Source organism: Niallia sp. FSL W8-1348, assembly GCF_038006745.1.
In the GTDB taxonomy this organism is placed as follows: Bacteria; Bacillota; Bacilli; order Bacillales; family Cytobacillaceae; genus Niallia; species Niallia alba.
On record NZ_JBBOVV010000001.1, the window covers coordinates 2,200,465 to 2,224,913 of the forward strand.

30 protein-coding genes and 1 other annotated feature are annotated in these 24,449 nt (G+C 38.4%); all 30 genes read right to left on the reverse strand.

Going from position 1 to position 24,449, the window contains the following annotated elements; all coding sequences use genetic code 11:
- Positions 1-31: 31 nt before the first annotated feature.
- Positions 32-430, reverse strand: coding sequence for a 30S ribosomal protein S8 (gene rpsH, locus NST60_RS10495; RefSeq protein ID WP_016204570.1), 399 nt, complete (start codon positions 428-430; stop codon positions 32-34).
- 30 nt (positions 431-460) lie between these two features.
- Complete coding sequence (rpsN, locus tag NST60_RS10500) at positions 461-646, reverse strand: 30S ribosomal protein S14 (protein WP_009499044.1); 186 nt, start codon at positions 644-646, stop codon at positions 461-463.
- Between the two features lie 22 nt (positions 647-668).
- Positions 669-1,208 carry a 50S ribosomal protein L5 gene (gene rplE / locus NST60_RS10505; protein WP_016204569.1) on the reverse strand — a complete coding sequence of 180 codons (540 nt, stop codon included), beginning with the start codon at positions 1,206-1,208 and terminating at the stop codon, positions 669-671.
- A gap of 27 nt (positions 1,209-1,235) precedes the next feature.
- Entirely contained in the window at positions 1,236-1,547 is a 312-nt protein-coding gene (gene rplX, locus NST60_RS10510; protein ID WP_016204568.1) for a 50S ribosomal protein L24, read from the reverse strand.
- Positions 1,548-1,583: 36 nt separating this feature from the next.
- Complete coding sequence (rplN, locus tag NST60_RS10515; RefSeq protein WP_016204567.1) at positions 1,584-1,952, reverse strand: 50S ribosomal protein L14; 369 nt, start codon at positions 1,950-1,952, stop codon at positions 1,584-1,586.
- Positions 1,953-1,990: 38 nt separating this feature from the next.
- The gene (rpsQ, locus tag NST60_RS10520; RefSeq protein WP_016204566.1) at positions 1,991-2,254 is read right to left on the reverse strand and encodes a 30S ribosomal protein S17; all 264 of its coding nucleotides are present in this window, start codon (positions 2,252-2,254) and stop codon (positions 1,991-1,993) included.
- A 20-nt stretch (positions 2,255-2,274) separates the two neighbouring features.
- Positions 2,275-2,478 carry a 50S ribosomal protein L29 gene (gene rpmC, locus NST60_RS10525; RefSeq protein ID WP_003351417.1) on the reverse strand — a complete coding sequence of 68 codons (204 nt, stop codon included), beginning with the start codon at positions 2,476-2,478 and terminating at the stop codon, positions 2,275-2,277.
- A complete protein-coding gene (gene rplP, locus NST60_RS10530) occupies positions 2,468-2,902 on the reverse strand; it encodes a 50S ribosomal protein L16 (RefSeq protein WP_016204565.1) in 435 nt (144 codons plus the stop codon). Before rplP ends, rpmC begins: the two co-directional genes overlap by 11 nt.
- Before the next feature lies 1 nt (position 2,903).
- Positions 2,904-3,560: a 30S ribosomal protein S3 gene (gene rpsC, locus NST60_RS10535; protein WP_016204564.1), complete on the reverse strand. Its 657-nt coding sequence runs from the start codon at positions 3,558-3,560 to the stop codon at positions 2,904-2,906.
- Positions 3,561-3,563: 3 nt separating this feature from the next.
- Positions 3,564-3,905: a 50S ribosomal protein L22 gene (gene rplV, locus NST60_RS10540; protein ID WP_016204563.1), complete on the reverse strand. Its 342-nt coding sequence runs from the start codon at positions 3,903-3,905 to the stop codon at positions 3,564-3,566.
- Between the two features lie 18 nt (positions 3,906-3,923).
- A complete protein-coding gene (gene rpsS, locus NST60_RS10545; RefSeq protein ID WP_016204562.1) occupies positions 3,924-4,202 on the reverse strand; it encodes a 30S ribosomal protein S19 in 279 nt (92 codons plus the stop codon).
- Between the two features lie 60 nt (positions 4,203-4,262).
- On the reverse strand, positions 4,263-5,093 hold the full coding sequence (rplB, locus tag NST60_RS10550) for a 50S ribosomal protein L2 (RefSeq protein WP_016204561.1): 831 nt from the start codon (positions 5,091-5,093) through the stop codon (positions 4,263-4,265).
- Between the two features lie 30 nt (positions 5,094-5,123).
- The gene (gene rplW / locus NST60_RS10555; RefSeq protein WP_016204560.1) at positions 5,124-5,408 is read right to left on the reverse strand and encodes a 50S ribosomal protein L23; all 285 of its coding nucleotides are present in this window, start codon (positions 5,406-5,408) and stop codon (positions 5,124-5,126) included.
- On the reverse strand, positions 5,408-6,031 hold the full coding sequence (gene rplD / locus NST60_RS10560; protein ID WP_016204559.1) for a 50S ribosomal protein L4: 624 nt from the start codon (positions 6,029-6,031) through the stop codon (positions 5,408-5,410). The genes rplW and rplD overlap by 1 nt, the downstream gene beginning before the upstream one ends.
- Before the next feature lie 28 nt (positions 6,032-6,059).
- Positions 6,060-6,686 carry a 50S ribosomal protein L3 gene (rplC, locus tag NST60_RS10565; RefSeq protein ID WP_016204558.1) on the reverse strand — a complete coding sequence of 209 codons (627 nt, stop codon included), beginning with the start codon at positions 6,684-6,686 and terminating at the stop codon, positions 6,060-6,062.
- 39 nt (positions 6,687-6,725) lie between these two features.
- Positions 6,726-7,034, reverse strand: a complete 309-nt coding sequence (rpsJ, locus tag NST60_RS10570) for a 30S ribosomal protein S10 (RefSeq protein ID WP_009336571.1) — start codon at positions 7,032-7,034, stop codon at positions 6,726-6,728.
- A 503-nt stretch (positions 7,035-7,537) separates the two neighbouring features.
- Complete coding sequence (gene tuf, locus NST60_RS10575; protein WP_016204556.1) at positions 7,538-8,725, reverse strand: elongation factor Tu; 1,188 nt, start codon at positions 8,723-8,725, stop codon at positions 7,538-7,540.
- A 118-nt stretch (positions 8,726-8,843) separates the two neighbouring features.
- A complete protein-coding gene (fusA, locus tag NST60_RS10580; RefSeq protein WP_016204555.1) occupies positions 8,844-10,919 on the reverse strand; it encodes an elongation factor G in 2,076 nt (691 codons plus the stop codon).
- A 47-nt stretch (positions 10,920-10,966) separates the two neighbouring features.
- Positions 10,967-11,437 carry a 30S ribosomal protein S7 gene (gene rpsG, locus NST60_RS10585; protein WP_016204554.1) on the reverse strand — a complete coding sequence of 157 codons (471 nt, stop codon included), beginning with the start codon at positions 11,435-11,437 and terminating at the stop codon, positions 10,967-10,969.
- A gap of 40 nt (positions 11,438-11,477) precedes the next feature.
- Positions 11,478-11,900 (reverse strand): 30S ribosomal protein S12, encoded by a 423-nt coding sequence (rpsL, locus tag NST60_RS10590; RefSeq protein ID WP_016204553.1) that lies wholly within the window; start codon positions 11,898-11,900, stop codon positions 11,478-11,480.
- Between the two features lie 100 nt (positions 11,901-12,000).
- Positions 12,001-12,249: a 50S ribosomal protein L7ae-like protein gene (locus tag NST60_RS10595; RefSeq protein ID WP_016204552.1), complete on the reverse strand. Its 249-nt coding sequence runs from the start codon at positions 12,247-12,249 to the stop codon at positions 12,001-12,003.
- A gap of 225 nt (positions 12,250-12,474) precedes the next feature.
- Positions 12,475-16,074 carry a DNA-directed RNA polymerase subunit beta' gene (gene rpoC, locus NST60_RS10600; protein WP_016204551.1) on the reverse strand — a complete coding sequence of 1,200 codons (3,600 nt, stop codon included), beginning with the start codon at positions 16,072-16,074 and terminating at the stop codon, positions 12,475-12,477.
- A gap of 208 nt (positions 16,075-16,282) precedes the next feature.
- Entirely contained in the window at positions 16,283-19,843 is a 3,561-nt protein-coding gene (gene rpoB / locus NST60_RS10605; protein ID WP_016204550.1) for a DNA-directed RNA polymerase subunit beta, read from the reverse strand.
- 244 nt (positions 19,844-20,087) lie between these two features.
- Positions 20,088-20,693, reverse strand: coding sequence for a class I SAM-dependent methyltransferase (locus NST60_RS10610; protein WP_016204549.1), 606 nt, complete (start codon positions 20,691-20,693; stop codon positions 20,088-20,090).
- A 312-nt stretch (positions 20,694-21,005) separates the two neighbouring features.
- On the reverse strand, positions 21,006-21,365 hold the full coding sequence (gene rplL / locus NST60_RS10615) for a 50S ribosomal protein L7/L12 (RefSeq protein ID WP_016204548.1): 360 nt from the start codon (positions 21,363-21,365) through the stop codon (positions 21,006-21,008).
- Between the two features lie 54 nt (positions 21,366-21,419).
- Positions 21,420-21,920 carry a 50S ribosomal protein L10 gene (gene rplJ / locus NST60_RS10620; protein WP_016204547.1) on the reverse strand — a complete coding sequence of 167 codons (501 nt, stop codon included), beginning with the start codon at positions 21,918-21,920 and terminating at the stop codon, positions 21,420-21,422.
- 32 nt (positions 21,921-21,952) lie between these two features.
- Positions 21,953-22,103 (reverse strand) — a sequence feature (ribosomal protein L10 leader region).
- Positions 22,104-22,159: 56 nt separating this feature from the next.
- Positions 22,160-22,849, reverse strand: a complete 690-nt coding sequence (gene rplA / locus NST60_RS10625; RefSeq protein WP_016204546.1) for a 50S ribosomal protein L1 — start codon at positions 22,847-22,849, stop codon at positions 22,160-22,162.
- 114 nt (positions 22,850-22,963) lie between these two features.
- Positions 22,964-23,389 carry a 50S ribosomal protein L11 gene (gene rplK, locus NST60_RS10630; RefSeq protein ID WP_016204545.1) on the reverse strand — a complete coding sequence of 142 codons (426 nt, stop codon included), beginning with the start codon at positions 23,387-23,389 and terminating at the stop codon, positions 22,964-22,966.
- 167 nt (positions 23,390-23,556) lie between these two features.
- Positions 23,557-24,090: a transcription termination/antitermination protein NusG gene (gene nusG / locus NST60_RS10635; RefSeq protein WP_016204544.1), complete on the reverse strand. Its 534-nt coding sequence runs from the start codon at positions 24,088-24,090 to the stop codon at positions 23,557-23,559.
- 176 nt (positions 24,091-24,266) lie between these two features.
- Positions 24,267-24,449: a preprotein translocase subunit SecE gene (gene secE / locus NST60_RS10640; protein ID WP_016204543.1), complete on the reverse strand. Its 183-nt coding sequence runs from the start codon at positions 24,447-24,449 to the stop codon at positions 24,267-24,269.

A 24,449-nucleotide genomic window follows, 5' to 3' on the forward strand; every position in this document is an offset into this window, starting at 1 on the left:
TTAGTTGCACCTCCATTCATTAAACCTATTATTACCAAACGTATGCTAATACTTCTCCGCCAACTTGTTTCGCACGAGCTTCTTTATCAGTAAGTACTCCTTGAGAAGTAGAAACTAATGCAATTCCAAGACCGTTTAATACACGAGGTACTTCTGTTGCTTTCGCATAAACACGAAGACCAGGTTTACTAATTCTTTTAAGTCCAGTAATTACACGCTCGTTGCTTGAACCGTATTTTAAGAAAATGCGGATAATACCTTGTTTGTTGTCTTCGATATATTCTACATCACGTACAAAACCTTCACGCTTTAAGATTTCAGCGATCTCTTTTTTGATGTTAGAAGCAGGAACTTCTAATTTTTCGTGACGAACCATATTCGCATTACGGATTCTTGTAAGCAAATCTGCAATTGGATCTGTCATAACCATTTGTATTTACCTCCTTCCCAATATCGGGTTTTACCAGCTAGCTTTTTTCACACCAGGAATTTGTCCCTTATACGCTAATTCGCGGAAACAAATACGGCAAAGCTTAAATTTACGGTACACAGAATGTGGACGACCACAACGTTCGCAACGTGTGTATTCTTGTACTTTATATTTAGGCGTGCGTTTTTGTTTCGCAATCATTGACTTCTTAGCCACATCTTCGCCTCCTAATTAGAGATTACTTTTGGAACGGCATTCCAAATTGAGTTAACAGTTCACGAGCTTCTTCATCTGTTTTTGCAGTTGTAACGATAACAATGTCCATTCCTCTTACTTTGTTTACTTTATCGTAATCAATTTCAGGGAAAATTAATTGTTCTTTAACACCTAAAGTGTAGTTACCGCGACCGTCAAATGATTTTTTAGATACACCACGGAAGTCACGTACACGTGGAAGAGAAACAGATACAAGTTTATCAAGGAATTGATACATGCGTTCTCCACGAAGAGTAACTTTTGCTCCGATTGGCATTCCTTCACGTAGACGGAAACCTGCAATTGATTTTTTCGCACGAGTGATTAATGGCTTTTGACCAGTAATTTGTGCTAATTCCTCAACAGCAACGTCTAATGCTTTAGCATTTGCTACAGCATCACCGACACCCATGTTAACAACGATTTTTTCCAGTTTTGGAACTTCCATCACTGATTTATAATTGAACTTGCTCATAAGAGCAGGAGTAGTTTCTTTAACAAATTTTTCTTTTAGGCGGTTCATTCATTGTACCTCCCTTCTTCATTTGAACTATTTATCTAGAATTTCACCGGATTTTTTCGCTACGCGTACTTTTTTACCATCAACCGTTTTAGATCCTACACGAGTAGGTTCACCAGTTTTAGGGTCGATAGGCATAACGTTGGATACATGAATAGCAGCTTCCTGGTCATTGATTCCACCTTGTGGATTCAACTGGGATGGCTTAGAGTGCTTCTTAACAATATTAATCCCTTCAACGATCACACGATCTTTTTTAGGGAAAGCAGCAAGAACAACACCTGTTTTGCCTTTATCCTTACCAGAGATGACCATTACTTTGTCACCTTTTTTAACATGCATCTTTTCGCACCTCCTTAAAGGCAATTAAAATTTATATTATAGTACTTCTGGAGCTAATGATACAATCTTCATAAAGTTATTGTCGCGAAGTTCGCGTGCAACTGGTCCAAAGATACGTGTTCCACGTGGACTCTTATCATCACGGATAATTACACATGCGTTTTCATCGAAACGAATGTAAGTACCGTCAGCACGACGAACACCACTTTTAGTTCTAACGACTACTGCTTTAACTACGTCACCTTTTTTAACAACGCCACCTGGTGTTGCTTGTTTCACAGTAACGACGATGATATCACCGATGTTAGCAGTTTTACGTCCTGAACCACCAAGAACTTTAATAGTAAGTACTTCACGAGCACCAGAGTTGTCAGCAACTTTCAAACGTGATTCTTGTTGAATCATGTGTGTAACCTCCCTTCGGGATGCTTAATTCCGAACAATTATATAATAACTGCTTTTTCTACTACTTCTACAAGACGGAAACGTTTTGTAGCTGATAATGGGCGAGTTTCCATAATACGTACGATATCGCCGATTTTTGCTGTGTTTTGCTCATCATGAGCTTTATACTTCTTAGAGTATTTCACGCGTTTGCCGTATAATGGGTGTTTTTTGTATGTTTCAACAACAACTGAAATGGTTTTATCCATTTTATCAGATACAACACGACCAGTATAGACTTTGCGTTGATTGCGTTCGCTCATTCTACGAACCTCCTCTCAACTTATCGATTATTGACGCCGATTTCTCTCTCACGAATGACAGTTTTCATTCGAGCGATCGCTTTGCGTACTTCACGAATGCGAGCTGTATTTTCAAGTTGTCCAGTCGCTAATTGAAAGCGAAGGTTGAAAAGCTCTTCTTTTAAGGATTTAACTTTTTGTTCAATTTCAGCAGTGGTAAGGTCACGAATTTCATTAGCTTTCATTAGTTTCACCACCAATTTCTTCACGTTTTACAAACTTACATTTAACAGGAAGTTTGTGCGCTGCAAGACGAAGTGCTTCACGAGCGATCTCTTCAGATACACCTGCTACTTCGAACATAATTTTTCCAGGCTTAACTACCGCTACCCAACCTTCAGGAGCACCCTTACCGGAACCCATTCGGACTTCTAGAGGCTTAGCAGTGTAAGGCTTATGTGGGAAAATTTTAATCCAAACTTTACCGCCACGTTTCATATAACGTGTCATTGCAATACGAGCAGACTCGATTTGACGGTTTGTAATCCAAGAAGCTTCTAAAGATTGTAAACCATATTCACCGAATGCTACTTCTGTACCACCTTTTGCTTGACCACGCATTTTACCACGATGTACACGGCGATATTTTACACGTTTAGGTAGTAACATATTATTTGCCTCCTTCCTCAGTTTTCTTCTTCGTTGGAAGGATCTCTCCACGATAGATCCAAACTTTTACACCTAGTTTTCCATAAGTTGTATCAGCTTCTGCAGTAGCATAATCGATATCTGCGCGTAGAGTGTGCAATGGAACAGTTCCTTCGCTATAAGACTCTGAACGTGCGATATCTGCTCCGCCTAAACGACCTGATACCATTGTTTTGATACCTTTAGCGCCAGCACGCATTGAGCGTTGGATAGCTTGTTTTTGGGCACGACGGAAAGATACACGGTTTTCTAATTGACGAGCAATGTTCTCAGCAACTAGTTTTGCATCCATGTCTGCTCTTTTGATTTCTAAGATATTGATGTGTACACGTTTGCTAGTAAGTGAGTTAAGAGCTTTACGTAAAGCTTCAACTTCTGTACCACCTTTACCAATAACCATACCTGGTTTAGCAGTGTGGATAGTAACATTTAAGCGGTTAGCAGCACGCTCAATTTCTACTTTAGAAACAGAAGCATCGCTTAGGCGTTTTGTAATATACTCACGTACCTTTAGGTCTTCGTGTAAAAGATCAGCATAGTCTTTACCTGCGAACCATTTAGATTCCCAGTCACGAATGATCCCAACACGTAAACCGACTGGATTTACTTTTTGACCCACTAATTACCCCTCCTTCTTTTCTGATAAAACGATAGTGATGTGGCTAGTACGTTTGTTGATTTGGCTTGCACGACCTTGTGCACGTGGACGGAATCTCTTTAGAGTTGGTCCTTCATTAACGTATGCTTGCTCAACCACTAGGTTGTTAATATCCATTTCGTAGTTATGCTCTGCGTTAGCAACAGCAGATTTTAAAACTTTCTCTACGATTGGAGAAGCTGCTTTTGGAGTTAACTTCAAAATAGCTACCGCTTCACCAACTTGCTTTCCTCGAATTAAATCTACGACTAAACGAGCTTTACGAGGAGCAATACGAACTGTATTTGCAACAGCTTTTGCTTGCATTGGAATGCCCTCCTCTCATTAACGTCTTGTTTTCTTATCGTCACTTGCATGACCTTTGTAAGTACGAGTTGGAGCAAATTCTCCAAGTTTGTGACCTACCATGTCTTCAGTAACATAAACTGGAACATGTTTACGACCATCATAAACAGCGATTGTTTGACCGATGAATTGTGGGAAGATCGTAGAACGACGAGACCAAGTTTTAACAACTTGTTTCTTATCACTATCACTTAATTTTTCGATCTTTGTCAGTAAATGATCATCAACAAAAGGTCCTTTTTTTAAGCTGCGACCCATAATGGAACCTCCCTTCGTGATTGTTCTACGGTTCTATCATTGAACCGTAGTTCAACCCCGTTATTTTTTACGGCTACGTACAATAAATTTATCAGATTTATTTTTCTTGCTACGCGTTTTGTAACCAAGTGTTGGTTTACCCCATGGAGACATTGGTGATTTACGTCCGATTGGAGCGCGTCCTTCACCACCACCGTGTGGATGGTCGTTAGGGTTCATTACAGATCCACGTACAGTTGGACGTTTACCTAACCAACGATTACGACCCGCTTTACCAATATTGATTAATTCGTGTTGTTCATTACCAACTTGACCGATTGAAGCACGGCAAGTAGCAAGAATTAAACGAACTTCACCAGAATTTAAACGTACAAGTACGTATTTTCCTTCTTTACCAAGCACTTGAGCGCTTGTTCCAGCAGAGCGAACTAATTGTCCACCTTTACCTGGTTTTAATTCGATGTTGTGGATTACTGTACCAACTGGAATGTTAGCAAGTGGTAATGCATTACCTGGCTTGATATCAGCCTCTGGTCCTGACATAACTTCTAATCCAACTTCTAAATTTTTCGGTGCAAGAATGTAGCGTTTCTCACCGTCTACATAATTGATTAACGCGATGTTAGCAGATCTGTTTGGATCATACTCGATTGTAGCAACGCGTCCTGGAATGCCATCTTTGTCACGTTTAAAATCGATTACACGATATTGACGCTTATGACCTCCACCTTGATGACGAACAGTTAACTTACCTTGGTTATTACGACCGCCTTTTCTGTGTAAAGGAGCAAGCAATGACTTCTCAGGAGTACTTGTAGTGATTTCACTAAAGTCTGAAGACGTCATGTTACGTCGACCATTGGAGGTAGGTTTGTATTTTTTAATCGCCATTTGTGTTCCCTCCTCTTCTAAATATTATTATTAAGCTTCAAAGAATTCGATTTCTTTGCTGTCAGCTGTTAATTTAACAATTGCCTTACGACGTTTGTTTGTGTATCCACCAAAACGTCCCATACGTTTGAATTTACCTTTATAGTTCATGATGTTAACTTTTTCAACTTTTACGCCAAAGATTTCTTCAACAGCATCTTTAACTTGAGTTTTATTAGCTCTTACATCAACTTCAAACGTGTATTTTTTATCAACCATTAAATCAGTAGAACGTTCAGTGATAACGGGGCGCTTAATCGTATCGCGTGCATCCATTATGCAAGCACCTCCTCTACTTTTTCAACCGCTGCTTTTGTCATGATTAATTTATCATGGTTTAAAACATCTAAAACTGTAATTCCAGTAGCTGTAACAACTGTTACCCCCGGGATGTTACGAGCAGATAATGCTACGTTCTCATCAAGGTCAGCAGTAACGATTAATGCTTTCTTCTCAATAGAAAGGCCACCTAGTACCGCTTTGAAATCTTTTGTTTTAGGTGCATCAAAAGCAAGGTTTTGTAATACTAAAATATTTTCTTCTAATACTTTAGTAGATAATGCAGATTTAATTGCTAATCTACGAACTTTTTTAGGTAATTTGTAGCTGTAGCTACGTGGAACTGGTCCAAATACTGTTCCACCACCACGCCATTGTGGAGATCTGATAGATCCTTGACGTGCACGTCCTGTACCTTTTTGGCGCCATGGCTTACGTCCACCACCAGCAACCTCAGAACGAATTTTAGTTTTATGAGTTCCTTGACGTAAAGAAGCTCTTTGCATAACAACTGCTTCGAATAAAACATGTTTGTTAGGCTCGATACCAAATACTGATTCGTTTAATTCGATATCTCCAGCTTGCGTACCGTCTTGGTTGAATAATGCAACTTTAGGCATTCTTATTTCCTCCTTTCCAGATTAATAATTATGCTTTAACAGCAGTTTTGATTTTTAATAAAGCTTTTCTAGCTCCAGGTACATTACCTTTAATTAGAAGAAGATTGCGTTCTGCATCTACTTTAACGATCTCTAAGTTTTGAACAGTGATTTGCTCTCCACCCATACGTCCTGGCAATGCTTTACCTTTAAATACACGGTTTGGTGCTACAGGTCCCATTGAACCTGGACGACGATGATAACGAGATCCGTGAGCCATTGGTCCACGAGATTGTCCATGGCGCTTAATTGAACCTTGGAAACCTTTCCCTTTAGAGATACCTGTTACATCTACTATATCGCCCTCAGCGAAAATACTTACATTGACTTCTTGACCAACCTCGTACTCATCCACGCTAACATCTCTAAATTCACGAACGAAGCGCTTAGGAGCAGTACTTGCTTTAGCAACGTGACCTTGTTCAGGTTTGTTAGCTAACTTTTCACGTTTGTTTTCAAAACCGATTTGAACTGCAGTATAGCCATCAGCTTCAACAGTTTTCGTTTGAAGAACAACGTTCTCAGCAGCTTCAACTACTGTTACAGGGATAAGATTGCCATTTTCAGCGAATACTTGAGTCATACCTATTTTTCTTCCTAAGATTCCTTTGGTCATTTAAGTCACACCTCCTGATAGTTTAAATGTTTATTTCAATTATAATTTAATTTCGATATCTACACCTGACGGTAAATCCAGACGCATTAGTGAATCAACTGTTTGTGGAGTTGGGTTCACGATGTCGATTAGACGTTTATGCGTACGCATTTCAAACTGTTCACGAGAATCTTTATATTTATGAACCGCACGTAAGATTGTGTATATAGACTTTTCAGTTGGTAACGGAATTGGTCCAGATACAGCAGCACCAGAACGTTTTGCAGTTTCAACAATTTTCTCAGCTGATTGATCTAAAATTCTATGATCATACGCTTTTAAACGAATACGAATTTTTTGTTTTGCCATTATTTTCCCTCCTTTTCGCCTATTTTAGAATAGACATTCTCCGTAGGAATTTCCCACACACTCGCCATGGCAAAGCGGCCGGGTGTGTCAGCAACCTCCCACATCATCGCAGTCAAAGACCAACATTGTCTATTATACATAAAAACGCCTAGAAAAGCAACAACTATTATTATTTTTCTTTCGTTTTAGTACACTCAGATTATTATACATATACTGCCATGATATTTCAAGGCAATGTATAATAGTCAGTCAATTAAATATGAAAACGACTAATTTTAACTGATCTCTTAACAGCACTTTCTTATTCTAACAAATATCAATACTATATTATATAGAAAGATTTTGGAAACCTACTTTCTTCTATAATATGTACATCTATCTATTATAGCTTTTCTCTTAACTATTTAAACATGAAGCTTCAGGAGAATAATAGATATTTCTATACAATTTAAGCACAAAAAAAACAAGCTGACTAATCAGCTTGTTTTTTCTATTATAAGTTATTACTCAACGATAGTAGCAACGACACCAGCGCCTACTGTACGTCCACCTTCACGAATAGAGAATTTAGTTCCTTCTTCGATAGCGATAGAAGAAATTAATTCAACATCCATTTCGATGTTATCGCCAGGCATAACCATTTCTACGCCTTCAGGTAAGTTACAAATACCAGTTACATCAGTTGTACGGAAGTAGAACTGTGGACGGTAGTTTGTGAAGAATGGAGTATGACGTCCACCTTCTTCTTTTGATAATACGTAAACTTCAGCTTTGAATTTTACGTGTGGAGTAATTGTACCTGGTTTTGCTAATACTTGACCACGTTGGATATCTTCACGAGCAACCCCACGAAGAAGTGCACCGATGTTATCTCCAGCTTCTGCATAGTCTAGTAATTTACGGAACATTTCAACACCAGTTACAGTAGTTGATTTTTTCTCTTCAGCTAAACCGATGATGTCTACAACGTCACCAACTTTAACTTGTCCACGCTCAACACGACCAGTAGCAACTGTACCACGACCAGTGATTGAGAATACATCCTCAACTGGCATCATGAATGGTTTGTCAGTGTCACGAGTTGGTGTTGGGATATATTCGTCAACCGCAGCCATAAGCTCGATAACTTTTTCTTCCCAAGCAGCATCTCCTTCAAGAGCTTTAAGAGCAGAACCTTTAATTACAGGAATATCATCACCAGGGAATTCATATTCTGATAATAGGTCACGTACTTCCATTTCTACTAATTCTAATAATTCTTCGTCATCAACCATATCACATTTGTTTAAGAATACTACTAAGTGAGGTACACCAACTTGACGAGAAAGAAGAATGTGCTCACGAGTTTGTGGCATTGGACCATCAGTAGCAGATACTACTAAGATACCGCCGTCCATTTGTGCAGCACCAGTGATCATGTTTTTAACATAGTCAGCATGTCCTGGGCAGTCAACGTGTGCATAGTGACGAGTTTCAGTTTCATACTCAACGTGTGCAGTTGAGATTGTAATTCCACGCTCACGCTCTTCTGGAGCAGCGTCGATTTGATCATAACCGCGAGCTTCAGCTCCACCTGCTTTTGCAAGTACAGTTGTGATAGCAGCTGTTAAAGTAGTTTTACCATGGTCAACGTGACCAATAGTTCCAATATTTACGTGTGGCTTTGAACGATCGTATTTAGCTTTTGCCATTAGGAAAATCCTCCTTTGATTTGTAAAAAATTAAGTATTTTTATAGAGCTGTGATTATTCATCACAGCTTTATTGCTTACATAGTAGTTATACTTCATTAAAAAGGTAAAATCAACAATTACCCTTTATTTTTTTTGATGATCTCTTCAGAGATTGATTTTGGTACTTCTTCATAATGGTCAAATACCATTGAGAACACACCGCGACCTTGCGTGCTTGAACGTAATGTCGTAGCATAACCAAACATTTCAGATAGAGGAACCATCGCACGAACTACTTGTGCGTTACCACGAGCTTCCATACCTTCTACACGTCCACGACGTGAAGTGATGTTACCCATGATATCACCCATGTATTCTTCTGGAATGATAACTTCTACTCTCATAACAGGTTCAAGAATTACAGGATTACATTTAGATGCTGCATTTTTCAATGCCATTGAAGCAGCGATTTTGAACGCCATTTCAGATGAGTCAACATCATGGTATGATCCATCAAATAATTTAGCTTTGATGTCAACCAATGGGTAACCAGCAAGTACTCCTCTTTGTAATGCATCTTCTAGACCAGCTTGAACTGGAGCGATGTATTCACGTGGAACAACACCACCGACGATAGCATTTTCAAATTCGAATCCTTTACCTTCTTCATTTGGAGCGAATTCGATCCAAACGTGACCATATTGTCCACGACCACCAGATTGACGAGTGAATTTACCTTCAACTGCAGCAGATGAACGGAATGTTTCACGGTAAGCAACCTGAGGTGCACCAACATTAGCTTCTACCTTGAATTCACGACGCATACGGTCTACAAGAATGTCTAAGTGAAGTTCACCCATACCTGCAATGATAACTTGACCAGTTTCCTGGTTAGTATGTGCACGGAATGTCGGATCTTCTTCTTGTAATTTTTGTAGCGCAGTTGTCATTTTGTCTTGGTCAGCTTTTGATTTTGGCTCAATAGACAATTCGATAACTGGTTCTGGGAATTCCATGGATTCTAAGATTACTAAGTTCTTTTCATCACACAGAGTATCTCCAGTTGTAGTATCTTTTAAACCAACTGCTGCTGCGATATCACCTGCATATACTTCTGTGATCTCTTGACGGCTATTCGCATGCATTTGAAGGATACGTCCTACACGCTCACGTTTGCCTTTTGTAGAGTTTTGTACATAAGAACCTGAGCTCAATGTACCAGAATATACACGGAAGAATGTCAGTTTACCAACGAATGGATCTGTCATTACTTTGAATGCAAGAGCAGCAAATGCTTCATCATCACTTGAATGCTTTTCAATTACTTCATCAGAATCAGGAGCAGTACCTTTAATTGCAGGTACATCTAATGGTGATGGTAAGTAATCAATTACAGCATCAAGCATTGGTTGAACACCTTTGTTTTTGAAAGCAGATCCACAGATTACTGGATAGAATTCAACGTTAACTGTACCTTTACGGATAGCAGCTTTTAACTCATCAGTAGTGATTTCCTCACCACCAAGGTATTTTTCCATTAGATCTTCATCAAGTTCAGCTACAGCTTCAACCAATTTTTCATGGTATTCATCAGCTAACTCTTTGTACTCTTCTGGAATTTCACGTTCTTGAACATCTGTTCCTAGGTCATTACCGTAGAAAGTTGCTTTCATTTCAACTAAGTCAATGATACCTTCGAATTGATCTTCAGCACCAATCGGTAGTTGAATTGCATGAGCGTTTGCTTGTAAACGATCATGTAAAGTTTTTAATGAATAAAGGAAGTCTGCACCGATTTTATCCATTTTGTTTACGAATACTACACGAGGTACACCGTATGTTGTAGCTTGACGCCAAACAGTTTCTGTTTGTGGCTCAACACCAGATTGAGCATCAAGTACTGCAACCGCACCATCAAGTACACGAAGAGAACGTTCAACTTCAACAGTGAAGTCTACGTGCCCTGGAGTATCGATAATGTTTACACGGTTACCTTTCCATTGTGCAGTTGTTGCCGCTGAAGTAATGGTAATTCCACGCTCTTGTTCTTGCTCCATCCAGTCCATTTGAGATGCACCTTCATGAGTTTCACCAATTTTGTGGATACGACCAGTGTAATAAAGTACACGCTCAGTTGTAGTCGTTTTACCAGCATCAATATGGGCCATGATACCAATATTACGAGTGTTTTCTAAGGAGAACTCTCTTGCCATTTGGTCTTTCTCCTTTCATAATGAAAGTATTTTTGTATATTATAATCTTACCAACGGTAGTGAGCAAACGCTTTGTTCGCTTCAGCCATTTTGTGTGTATCTTCACGTTTCTTAACAGATGCACCAGTGTTGTTAGCTGCATCCAAGATTTCGTTAGCTAATCTCTCTTCCATTGTTTTCTCACCGCGAAGACGAGCATAGTTAACTAACCAGCGAAGACCTAAAGTTGTACGTCTTTCAGGACGAACCTCCACTGGAACTTGATAGTTAGAACCACCAACACGGCGTGCTCTTACTTCAAGAACTGGCATGATATTCTTTAATGCTTGATCAAATACTTCAATCGCTTCTTTTCCAGAACGCTCAGCAACGATTTCGAATGCTGAATATAGGATAGCTTGCGATTTTCCTCTTTTACCATCGATCATCATTTTATTGATTAAACGAGATACAAGCTTTGAATTGTAAATCGGATCTGGTAATACGTCTCTTTTTGCTACAGGACCTTTACGTGGCATTTGATTTCCTCCTTTCGATTATTCTATAAATTCTAGTTTATTATTTTTTTGCTGCTTTTGGTTTTTTCGTACCGTATTTAGAACGACCTTGCATACGGTTGTTAACTCCAGCAGTATCAAGCGCACCGCGTACGATATGATAACGTACCCCCGGTAAATCTTTTACACGTCCTCCACGGATTAGTACAACACTATGTTCTTGTAGGTTGTGACCAATACCAGGAATGTATGCTGTTACTTCGATACCGTTTGTTAAACGAACACGTGCATATTTACGTAATGCAGAGTTTGGTTTTTTCGGTGTCATTGTACCAACACGAGTACATACCCCACGTTTTTGAGGTGATGATACGTTTGTTTGTGCTTTTTTGAAACTGTTATAACCTTTGTTTAACGCAGGAGACTTCGACTTCTCTTCAGCAGATTGACGAGGCTTGCGCACTAATTGGTTAATTGTTGGCATTTCTTTTTCCTCCCTTCCTTTATGTTTGAAGCCCACACATCCAGGTGGTTCATATTAGGGCAAAAACAAAGTTCTCATGGTTAATTCCATAAAAACAGTTTTAATTAATTATGGCAACAGTTGCTGCGCCTACTTCTATTCCGCATGATTCGCCAAGCTTCCTCATGGATTCAACAAGTATAATGGGAATATTCACTTCTTCAGCTACCTCGGATACCTTTCTCTTTAACATTGGATCAGCATCTTCTGCAACGATAACTTCTGTCGCTATTCCTTTTTTTAACGCTTTTACTGTTTGCTTTGTTCCTACTACTATTTTTCTTGCCTGTTGCACTTTTTCATAAGACATATTATATCCTCCAAAGTAACAGGTGAATAGGAGCACCTTTGATATAGTATCATCTATAATTTCAGATGTCAATTATTTTCCTAGAAAACTTTTATAGCGATAACTAGATTGTTTTCGAAAGGTCATGGCTTACGAGAGATTATATCTTCTCTTCTTTATGATAGAGTCGATATAATCCTCGTAATATCCAAGTCCTTATAGATATTAATCATTTATAGGAACGTATTATTCTACAGTAACTGATTCTTCTGTTAGTTCTTCTGCAGTAATAGGTTCAGCATGACGATATCTTGGCATACCCGTTCCAGCTGGAACTAATTTACCAATAATTACATTCTCTTTCAATCCTAATAACTCATCGCGCTTGCCTTTAATTGCAGCATCTGTAAGAACTCTTGTAGTTTCTTGGAACGATGCAGCTGACAAGAATGAATCTGTTTCAAGAGATGCTTTCGTAATACCAAGCAATACTGGTCTTCCTGTAGCAGGAAGTTTTCCTTCTCTTAAAGCTTTTGCGTTTGCATCAGTAAATTGGTGAATATCTAGTAGTGTACCTGGTAATACTTCTGTCTCACCAGCATCTACTACTCTGATTTTGCGAAGCATTTGGCGAACCATCACCTCTACGTGTTTATCACCAATTTCTACCCCTTGCATACGATAAACTTTCTGTACTTCACGAAGTAAATATTCTTGTACTGCTGTAACGTTTTTCACTTTAATTAATTCTTTCGGATCAATAGAACCTTCTGTTAATTCCTGCCCTTGTTCTACTACATCATCAACTTTCACTTTCAGTCTTGCTGTATAAGGAGCAGTATATGTTCTAGTTTCTAATTCACCTTGAACTACAATTTCGTGTTGACGGTCTCTACCTTCATTGATACCAACAACAACCCCTGCCATTTCAGTAATAACGGCTTGCCCTTTTGGATTACGAGCTTCGAATATTTCCTGAATACGAGGTAAACCTTGTGTAATATCATCTCCAGCAACACCACCAGTATGGAATGTACGCATCGTTAACTGTGTACCAGGTTCCCCGATGGATTGCGCAGCTATAATACCAACAGCTTCTCCTACTTCCACCTCTTGGCCAGTTGCTAGGTTGCGACCATAACATTTTTTACATACTCCATGACGAGTATTACATGTAAATGCAGAACGAATCCACACTTCTTCAATATTAGCTCCTACTATTTCCACAGCTAAATCTTCTGTAATAAGTCCATTTTCAGGAACAATAACTTCCTTCGTTTCTGGATGTTTAATAGCCTTTCTTGCATAACGGCCAATTAAACGCTCATCAAGAGATTCAATAATTTCTGTACCTTCTCTAAGAGCAGAAACTAACAATCCTCTATCTGTACCACAATCATCATCACGGACAATAACATCCTGTGCTACATCCACTAGACGACGAGTTAAGTAACCAGAGTCTGCTGTTTTCAGTGCTGTATCGGCAAGACCTTTACGAGCACCGTGAGTAGAGATAAAGTACTCTAATACTGTTAATCCTTCACGGAAACTTGAGATAATCGGCAACTCGATAATTCTACCAGCCGGGTTGGCCATCAAACCACGCATACCAGCAAGCTGTGTAAAGTTAGATGCGTTACCACGAGCACCTGAGTCACTCATCATAAAGATTGGATTTCGTTTATCCAATGATTTCATTAGCTTCGCTTGAATTGTATCTTTCGCAGCACTCCAGATAGAAATTACGCGATCGTAACGTTCTTCCTCTGTAATTAATCCGCGTTTAAATTGTTTCATGACATTATCAACTTTACTTTGTGCTTCGTCGATAATTTCTTGTTTTTCACCTAATACAACGATATCAGCCACACCAACTGTAATACCGGCTTTTGTAGAATGTTTAAATCCTAAGTCTTTCATTCTATCCAACATCTTAGAAGTTTCAGTGATCTTGAATCGTTTAAATACTTCAGCGATTATATTCCCTAAAATTTTCTTTTTAAACGGATCAATAATCTGTAACTCTCTGATAGCAGCAGGAACATCTACACCTGGCTCAACAAAGTATCTCTCAGGAGTTTTTTCTTCTAAATTTGTTTTAGTCGGTTCGTTAATGTATGGGAAAGATTTCGGCAAAATTTCATTGAATATTAATTTACCAACTGTTGTTAATAACAATTGTTTATTTTGCTCTTCTGTAAATGTTTCATTATTTAAAGAGCTAGCACGCACTGCTACACGTGTGTGTAAATGTACGTAACCATTTTGGTAAGCCAATATTGCTTCGCTCGTATCATTGAAGATACTACCTTCTCCAACTGCACCTTCACGTTCTAATGTTAGGTAGTAGTTTCCTAATACCATATCCTGTGAAGGAGTAACAACTGGTTTACCATCTTTAGGATTCAAGATATTTTGAGCTGCAAGCATAAGTAAGCGCGCTTCCGCTTGTGCCTCAGAAGATAAAGGAACGTGAACCGCCATTTGGTCACCGTCAAAGTCAGCATTGTACGCTGTACATACTAGCGGATGTAGACGAATCGCACGGCCTTCTACTAAAGTAGGTTCAAACGCTTGAATTCCCAATCTATGTAGAGTTGGGGCGCGGTTAAGCAATACTGGATGCTCTTTAATTACTTCTTCAAGTACATCCCACACTTCTGGTTGAAGTCTTTCGATTTTTCTTTTTGCAGACTTAATATTATGAGCAATACCTTTTTCAACTAACTCTTTCATAACGAAAGGTTTAAACAATTCAATTGCCATCTCTCTAGGCAAACCACATTGATACATCTTTAAGTTCGGACCAACAACGATAACAGAACGTCCAGAATAGTCAACACGTTTTCCTAGTAAGTTTTGACGGAAACGTCCTTGCTTACCTTTTAGCATGTGAGATAGTGATTTAAGTGGTCTGTTACCAGGACCTGTTACCGGACGACCACGACGACCATTATCAATCAATGCATCAACCGCTTCTTGAAGCATACGTTTTTCGTTTTGAACGATAATACTTGGTGCTCCTAAGTCTAATAATCTTTTTAAGCGATTATTACGGTTAATAACGCGGCGATATAAATCATTTAGGTCAGAAGTAGCAAAACGTCCACCGTCTAATTGAACCATCGGGCGTAATTCTGGAGGAATTACCGGAAGTACGTCAAGAATCATCCAAGAAGGTTCATTACCAGAACCACGGAATGCTTCTAATACTTCTAATCTTTTAATTGCACGAGTTCTTCTTTGACCTTGTGCAGTTTTCAATTCTTCTTTTAATGCTTCTACATCTTTATTTAAATCAATGTCAGATAGTAGTTTTTTGATTGATTCAGCTCCCATAGAAGCTTGGAATTTCACTCCGTATTTATCACGATATGCTCGATATTCTTTTTCAGAAAGAAGTTGTTTTTTCTCAAGAGCAGTATCACCTGGATCTGTTACTACGTAAGAAGCAAAATAAATAACTTCTTCCAACGCACGTGGAGACATATCCAACACAAGACCCATACGGCTAGGAATCCCTTTAAAATACCAAATATGTGAAACTGGTGCTGCTAATTCGATATGACCCATACGTTCACGACGAACTTTTGCACGTGTAACTTCTACTCCACAGCGATCACAAACTACACCTTTGTATCTAACACGCTTGTATTTACCACAGTGACATTCCCAGTCTTTTGTAGGACCAAAAATACGCTCACAGAACAAGCCATCTTTTTCCGGTTTTAAAGTACGATAGTTAATTGTTTCTGGCTTTTTAACTTCACCAAATGACCAAGAACGGATTTTGTCTGGTGAAGCTAGACCTATTTTCATATATTCAAAATTATTAACATCCAACAAGGGTCCTACCTCCCTTTCGATCTTCAGGCTTTTCGCCTTACTTAAAAACTTCTTAAAAACATTTATAATCAAAGACAGGCCGTCACAAAAGGGTCTGACCTCACGTGAATAATCTATTTATAAAAGATATATAAGGATCTTCTATCTAGATGTCTTCATGGTGGAGTCTGACCCTTTCGTTTTTAGACAGGCCATGTTCATTACTTTATTATTCTTGCATGCCTACCTTTTCTGACTCAGGCTCTTTTGTTTCCGAAACAATTGTTAGAGATTCAGCTTGATGAATTTCATCATCATCATCTGTGTCTCTCATTTCAATTTCTTCCTCTGTGCTAGATAAGATTTTTACATCTAAACCTAAGCTTTGCAGCTCTTTCATTAATACGCGGAATGATTCAGGTACTCCTGGTTCTGGAACATTTTCCCCTTTAACAATTGCTTCGTACGTTTTCACACGACCAACAACATCATCTGATTTAACGGTAAGAATTTCTTGCAAAGTATAAGCCGCTCCATAAGCTTCAAGCGCCCAAACCTCCATCTCTCCAAAACGCTGACCACCGAATTGAGCTTTTCCTCCTAGTGGCTGCTGCGTTACTAAAGAATATGGTCCAGTAGAACGTGCATGCAGTTTATCATCAACCATGTGAGCAAGTTTGATCATATACATAACGCCCACAGATACACGGTTATCAAATGGTTCACCTGTACGCCCGTCATATAGTACTGTTTTAGCATCTTGCGCCATTCCAGCTTCTCTAATCGTTTCCCAAACATCTTCTTCACGAGCTCCATCAAATACCGGAGATGCAACATGGATACCTAGGCTTCTTGCAGCCATTCCAAGATGCAATTCTAATACCTGACCGATGTTCATACGTGATGGTACACCTAGTGGGTTTAACATGATATCAACTGGTGTTCCGTCTGGTAAATACGGCATATCTTCTTCAGGTAAAATTCGGGAGATAACCCCTTTGTTACCATGACGACCTGCCATCTTATCGCCTTCATGGATTTTACGTTTTTGAACAATATATACACGAACTAATTGGTTAACTCCTGGTGGTAATTCATCTCCATCTTCTCTATTGAAGACTTTAACATCATGAACAATACCGCCTCCACCATGTGGAACACGTAAACTTGTATCACGAACTTCACGTGCTTTTTCACCAAAGATAGCATGTAACAAGCGTTCCTCTGCTGTTAATTCTGTTACCCCTTTAGGTGTAACTTTACCAACTAGCAAGTCTCCATCTTTCACTTCTGCACCAATACGAATAATACCGCGATCATCTAAGTTGCGTAATGCATCTTCCCCAACATTCGGGATATCACGTGTAATTTCTTCTGGTCCTAACTTTGTATCGCGAGACTCTGATTCATATTCTTCAATATGAATAGATGTATAAACATCATCTTTAACTAAGCGCTCGCTCATGATAATAGCATCCTCGTAGTTGTATCCATCCCATGTCATAAAGGCAACTAATACGTTACGTCCAAGAGCTAATTCTCCAAGTTCCATAGAAGGTCCATCTGCTAGAACTTCCCCTTTGACTACCTTATCACCAACAGCAACAATTGGGCGTTGGTTATAACATGTTCCTTGGTTTGAACGGGTAAATTTAAGCATTTTATACTTATCAAGATTACCTTTAACTTCTTGACCATCTACTTCAGAAATACGTCTTACCCAAACTCCACGTGCTTCTACATGTTCAACAATACCAGGATGCTTACAAATAACAGCGGCACCGGAGTCTTTTCCTGAAACATACTCCATTCCAGTTCCTACCATCGGAGCTTCTGGTTGCATTAAAGGTACTGCTTGACGTTGCATGTTTGCTCCCATCAGAGCACGGTTCGAGTCATCGTTTTCTAAGAACGGAATACAAGCTGTTGCTGGAGAAACTACTTGCTTTGGTGATACGTCCATATAGTCTACACGATCACGTTTGACAACAACGTTCTCATCACGGAAACGTGCAACAACATCTTCATCCAAGAAAGAACCGTCTTCTCCTAATCGAGCATTCGCTTGGGCAACTACATAGTTATCTTGTTCATCAGCAGTTAAGTAATCAATTCGTGATGATACTTTACCTGTTTCAGGGTCAACACGTCGATACGGTGTCTCAATAAATCCAAATCGATTCACTTTTGCATAAGAAGATAAAGAGTTAATTAAACCAATGTTTGGTCCCTCTGGTGTCTCAATCGGACACATACGGCCATAGTGAGAATAGTGAACGTCACGCACTTCCATTCCCGCACGTTCTCGCGTTAAACCACCAGGTCCTAATGCAGACAAACGACGTTTATTCGTTAATTCTGCTAATGGATTTGTTTGGTCCATAAACTGAGAAAGCTGAGAGCTTCCAAAGAATTCTTTAGTAGATGCAATTACTGGTCGAATATTGATTAATTGCTGCGGTGTAATTGTATTTGTATCTTGAATGGACATTCTTTCACGTACAACACGTTCCATTCGTGATAGACCAATTCGGAATTGATTTTGTAGCAATTCACCTACAGAACGAATACGTCTATTCCCTAAATGATCAATATCATCTGTTAAACCTACACCATGTAATAGGTTAAAGAAATAGCTGATAGACGCAATTATGTCTGCAGGAGAGATGTTTTTCACAGCTTCTTCTACATACGCATTACTAATAACATTAATTTCTTTATCACCTTCATCTAATGGTGAATAAATTTTTACCGATTGAACTACAACATCATCTTCTAAAACGCCGCCATATGGGCTTAACTTTTTAAATCCAATATTGTTTTCTAGATTCGGAATAATACGATCAAGTGCTCGGCGATCTAAAAGTGTTCCCTTTTCAGCAATGATTTCTCCTGTTTCAGGATCCACAAGTGTTTCAGCCAAGCGTTGACCGAACAATCTATTTTTAATGTGAAGCTTCTTGTTAATTTTATAACGACCTACATTGGCAAGATCATATCTTTTTGGATCAAAGAATCTTGAAACCAATAGACTTTTTGCATTGTCAACAGTAGGTGGCTCACCAGGACGAAGACGCTCATAAATTTCTAATAGCGCTTTGTCTGTTCCCTCGGTGTTATCTTTTTCTAAAGTATTGCGTAAATATTCATTATCACCAATCAATTCAATAATTTCTTGGTCAGAGCCGAATCCTAATGCACGTAACAGAACTGTAACTGGAAGTTTACGAGTACGATCAATACGTACATAAACAACATCCTTAGCATCTGTTTCATACTCTAGCCAAGCTCCACGGTTAGGAATTACAGTTGCTGTAAATCCTTTTTTTCCGTTTTTATCAATTTTCCCATTATAATACACACTTGGAGAACGTACTAACTGAGAAACGATAACTCGCTCCGCACCGTTAATAATAAAAGTACCAGTTTCAGTCATAAGCGGGAAATCACCCATGAATACATCTTGGTCTTTTACTTCTCCTGTTTCTTTATTCACAAGACGGACTTTCACACGTAAAGGCGCTGAATATGTAACATCTCGTTCTTTCGATTCTTCCACTGAATACTTAGGTTCCCCTAAGCTGTAATCAATGAAATCAAGTGATAAATTGCCAGTAAAATCTTCAATAGGCGAAATGTCCTGGAACATTTCTCGCAATCCCTCATCTAAAAACCATTGATAGGAAGAGGTTTGGATTTCAATAAGATTTGGTAATTCTAAAACCTCACTAATTCTTGCGTAGCTTCTGCGCTGGCGGTGTCGTCCATACTGAACAAGTTGACCTGTCAACTGATTCACCCCTCAAATCAAACGTTATAGTACATCTATTTACATCTTATCAAAAGGATATAAACCCTTTTTTATAAGACAAAAAGAAAAAGGGTTTTCCAATAAAAACCGCATTTTCATATTTCTAATATTATTCTGTTAGTTTTTCCTTTTAACACCAATTTTATACAATGAGTTAGATAAAATTGCGAGTTTCAGAAAAATATTATATTGGCATTATACAATGCTATCACAACAAAAAGGACTAGTCAATCTTTTTTGCTTGAATTATAAAATACCCTTTTTTCTTTTCTACTACATTTACTTCTTTAAAAAACGCTTCTAATTTCGCAATAGCAGACGGGGCTCCTTGTTTCTTTTGAATCACAACCCAAAGCTCACCATTTACAGCTAAACGTTCATAACTTTGCTCAAGAATATCATGTACAACTTTCTTTCCTGCTCTAATCGGCGGATTCGTTAAAATGGAAGCAAACTTCTCACCTTTCACACCAAGAAGTCGATCACTTTCATAGATTTGAATATTTCCAACGCCATTTTGCCGCGCATTTTCTTGAGCCAATTCAATAGCACGTAAGTTGACATCTACCATATGAACCATTCTATCTGGAGCTTCCTTTGCAATAGAAAGACCTATTGGACCATAACCACAACCTACATCCAATATATCTCCATCTAGGTTCGGAAATGTATAAGTTTCTATTAATAGTCTAGAACCAAAATCTACTTCTCTTTTGGAAAAAACCCCATTATCTGTTTTAAAACGTATTGTATTGCCTTTGAGCGTAAAATTCCAGTAATTTGGATCGCTATTTACATTCTGGGTTCGGGAATAATAATGTTCTGACATACGAACACCTCCTTAGGAGAATTTATATAAGGAAGACTACTACTTGAGGATGATTACAACGCTCATTTGCATAGCAATCAATTAAAAAAGTGCAGATGACTCTTCAAGCTATCACATCCAGTTAGAAGTTATTCATAACCTTTCCCATAAAGCAAATCATTCTTCTATAAAGCTAGAGAGTGAATTCACTTACACAAAAAGATGGTTTAGCTCCGTTCTAACTTAGCAGATTAGAATCAGCCTTTTTCTTAAGTCTCACGCACTTTAGGAAAAAAAAGCCCGCTATTATAGCGAGCTTCTTTTTAACTAACATTACTTAACTTCAACGTTAGCTCCAACTTCTTCAAGTTTAGCTTTGATTTCTTCAGCTTCTTCTTTAGAAGCTCCTTCTTTAACAGCTTTTGGAGTGTTGTCAACAAGTTCTTTTGCTTCTTTAAGACCAAGACCTGTGATTTCACGTACAACTTTGATAACTTTGATTTTTTGATCTCCAGCAGATGCAAGAACTACATCAAACTCAGTTTTTTCTGCAGCAGCTTCTCCGCCACCTGCAACTACAGCTACAGGAGCAGCAGCAGTTACTCCAAATTCTTCTTCAATCGCTTTTACTAAATCGTTTAATTCTAAAACAGTCATATTTTTAACTGCTTCTAAGATTTGTTCTTTAGACATTATATGTTTCCTCCTTGTTTTTTGGGTTTTTATGATACGTTTCCGTATAAAATATTAAGCGCCTTGTTCTTCTTTTTGATCTGCAACTGCTTTTGTAGCAAGAGCAAGGTTGCGGATTGGTGCTTGAAGAACGCTGAGTAACATAGAAAGTAAACCTTCGCGTGATGGAAGTTCAGCTAGAGCTTTCACTTCTTCAACAGTTGCTAAGTTTCCTTCGATTACTCCTGCTTTAATTTCTAACGCTTCATGTTTTTTAGCGAAGTCGTTTAAAATTTTTGCTGGTGCAACAACATCCTCATTACTGAACGCAATAGCGTTTGGACCAGTTAATGATTCGTTTAAACCTGCTAATTCAACAGATTCTGCAGCACGGCGAGTTAAAGAGTTTTTGAAAACTTTGAACTCGATTCCTGCGTCACGAAGTTGTTTACGAAGTTCAGTTACTTCTGAAACAGTCAAACCACGGTAGTCAACAACGATAGTTGATTTACTTGCTTTGAATTTCTCAGCAATATCAGATACTATTTGTTTCTTTTGTTCGATTACGCTGCTCATCTTTACACCTCCTGTAGAATTTCTACATTCATACCGACAAATAAAATCCTCCATATCTTTTTAGACATGGAGGTGTATACAATAGTCGTTCTCACAACTGATCAAATAATCTATCGTATTACCTCGGTAGGAAATTAAGCTTATATAAGCACCTACTGTCTACGGTACAAATGTTATTTATTTTTTCAACAAGATGAAGTATATTCTATCTATCTTGTTTTGTCAAATACCAATTTTTATCAAACAGTAGAAGGATCTACTTTTACGCCAGGTCCCATTGTTGAAGTAACAGAAACGTTCTTCATGTAAGTTCCTTTTGCAGCTGCTGGTTTTGCTTTTGACATTGTATCAAAGATAGTTTTGAAGTTTTCAACTAGTTTTGCTTCATCGAAAGAAACTTTACCAATTGGAACATGCACATTACCAGCTTTATCTACGCGGTATTCTACTTTACCAGCTTTGATTTCGTTAACTGCTTTTGTTACATCAAATGTAACTGTACCAGTTTTAGGGTTTGGCATTAAACCTTTAGGTCCTAATACACGACCAAGTTTACCAACTTCACCCATCATGTCTGGAGTTGCAACGATTACGTCAAAATCAAACCAACCTTGTTGGATTTTAGTTATATATTCAGCATCGCCTACAAAGTCTGCTCCTGCTGCTTCTGCTTCTTTTAATTTTTCACCTTTAGCGAAAACTAAAACGCGTTGAGTTTTACCAGTTCCGTTCGGAAGAACTACTGCTCCACGGATTTGCTGATCAGCTTTCTTAGGATCTACTCCTAGACGGAAAGCAACCTCAACTGATGCATCAAATTTTGTAGTGCTAGTTTTTTTCACTAACTCAATTGCTTCTTGAATTGGGTAAGTTTTAGTACGATCAACAAGTTTGATAGCTTCTAAATACTTCTTACCTTTTTTAGCCATAACTTTATTTCCTCCTTGAATTGTGGTTTTAGCGGAATTACCTCCCACGAATAAAGGTTGCGACTAAAGATTCACCGTCGTCACAACCTTAATCAACACCAAGCCTATATAGGTTTAGTCTTCAATAACAATACCCATGCTGCGGGCTGTACCTTCAACCATGCGCATAGCTGCTTCAACATCAGCTGCGTTTAGATCAGGCATTTTTGTTTCAGCAATCTCGCGTACTTTATCACGCTTAACAGTTGCTACTTTATTACGATTTGGTTCACCTGAACCAGACTCAATACCAGCTGCTTTTTTAAGTAAAACTGCAGCAGGTGGAGTTTTTGTAATAAATGTAAATGAACGGTCTTCGAAAACCGTAATCTCAACAGGAATAATTAAACCAGCTTGTTCAGCTGTACGAGCGTTGAACTCCTTACAGAATCCCATAATATTTACGCCAGCTTGACCCAATGCAGGACCAACTGGTGGTGCCGGATTCGCTTTAGCTGCTGGGATTTGCAATTTAACAACTTTAATTACTTTTTTAGCCACGAGACACACCTCCTTAAAGTCCGTGATGTGGTAATAGGGGTTTCCCCTCCCACTCAACTTATCGTCTTTATATGAAATAAAGAAATTTGACAATATCTTATCTCTTTATGAGATATACTGACCTATGAAATAGTAACACTTTTTCAATATCATTTCAAGTTTTCTGGTTAAAATTTTTCAATTTGTGTAAAATCCAGTTCTACCGGGGTATCTCTTCCAAACATATTTACCAGTACTTTAACCTTCGCTTTATCTTTATCAATTTCCTCAACAGTCCCAGTGAAATTAGCAAATGGTCCTTCATTCACCTTCACTGTTTCTCCTAATTCAAACTCAATTTCAATTCTTTGTTCCTCAACACCCATGCGCTTCAGAATTACTTGGACTTCTTCTGGCAAAAGCGGAGTTGGTTTAGACCCTGAACCAGCAGAACCTACAAACCCAGTTACCCCAGGCGTATTACGCACTACATACCAAGAATCATCTGTCATAACAATTTCCACCAGCACATAACCTGGGAAAACTTTTCTTTTCACTACTTTTGTTTTACCATTTCTGATATCTGTTTCTTCTTCTTCAGGTACAACAACGCGGAAAATTTTATCTTGCATCGCCATTGTTTCTACCCTTTTTTCCAAATTGGCTTTTACTTTATTCTCATATCCAGAGTACGTATGCACTACATACCAGTTTTTTTCCATAAAAGAGGACTACTTCGTCCGTCCCTCCCTATAACTTTATTTTTATTTTTCGTGCTGTTTTTTTATAGTATCTGTAAGGAACAAGTCATTTATTTTTCAGCAAATGAAAAAACCCGTTACCGGGCTTTTGTAAATGTTTCCTATCGTTTTACCATTATACCATGAGTAGACAACTGTTATTCAAGTATTAAACGAATAAGTTCAGAAATTCCTAAATCAACAACTGCGAAGAAGATAGCAAAAAAGACAACAGTCACAAGTACTGTGATTGTATAATTAGTTAACTCTTTCTTTTTCGGCCAACTAACCTTCCTTAATTCTCTACCAACTTCGCGAAAATACTTAACAGCACTTTGCAT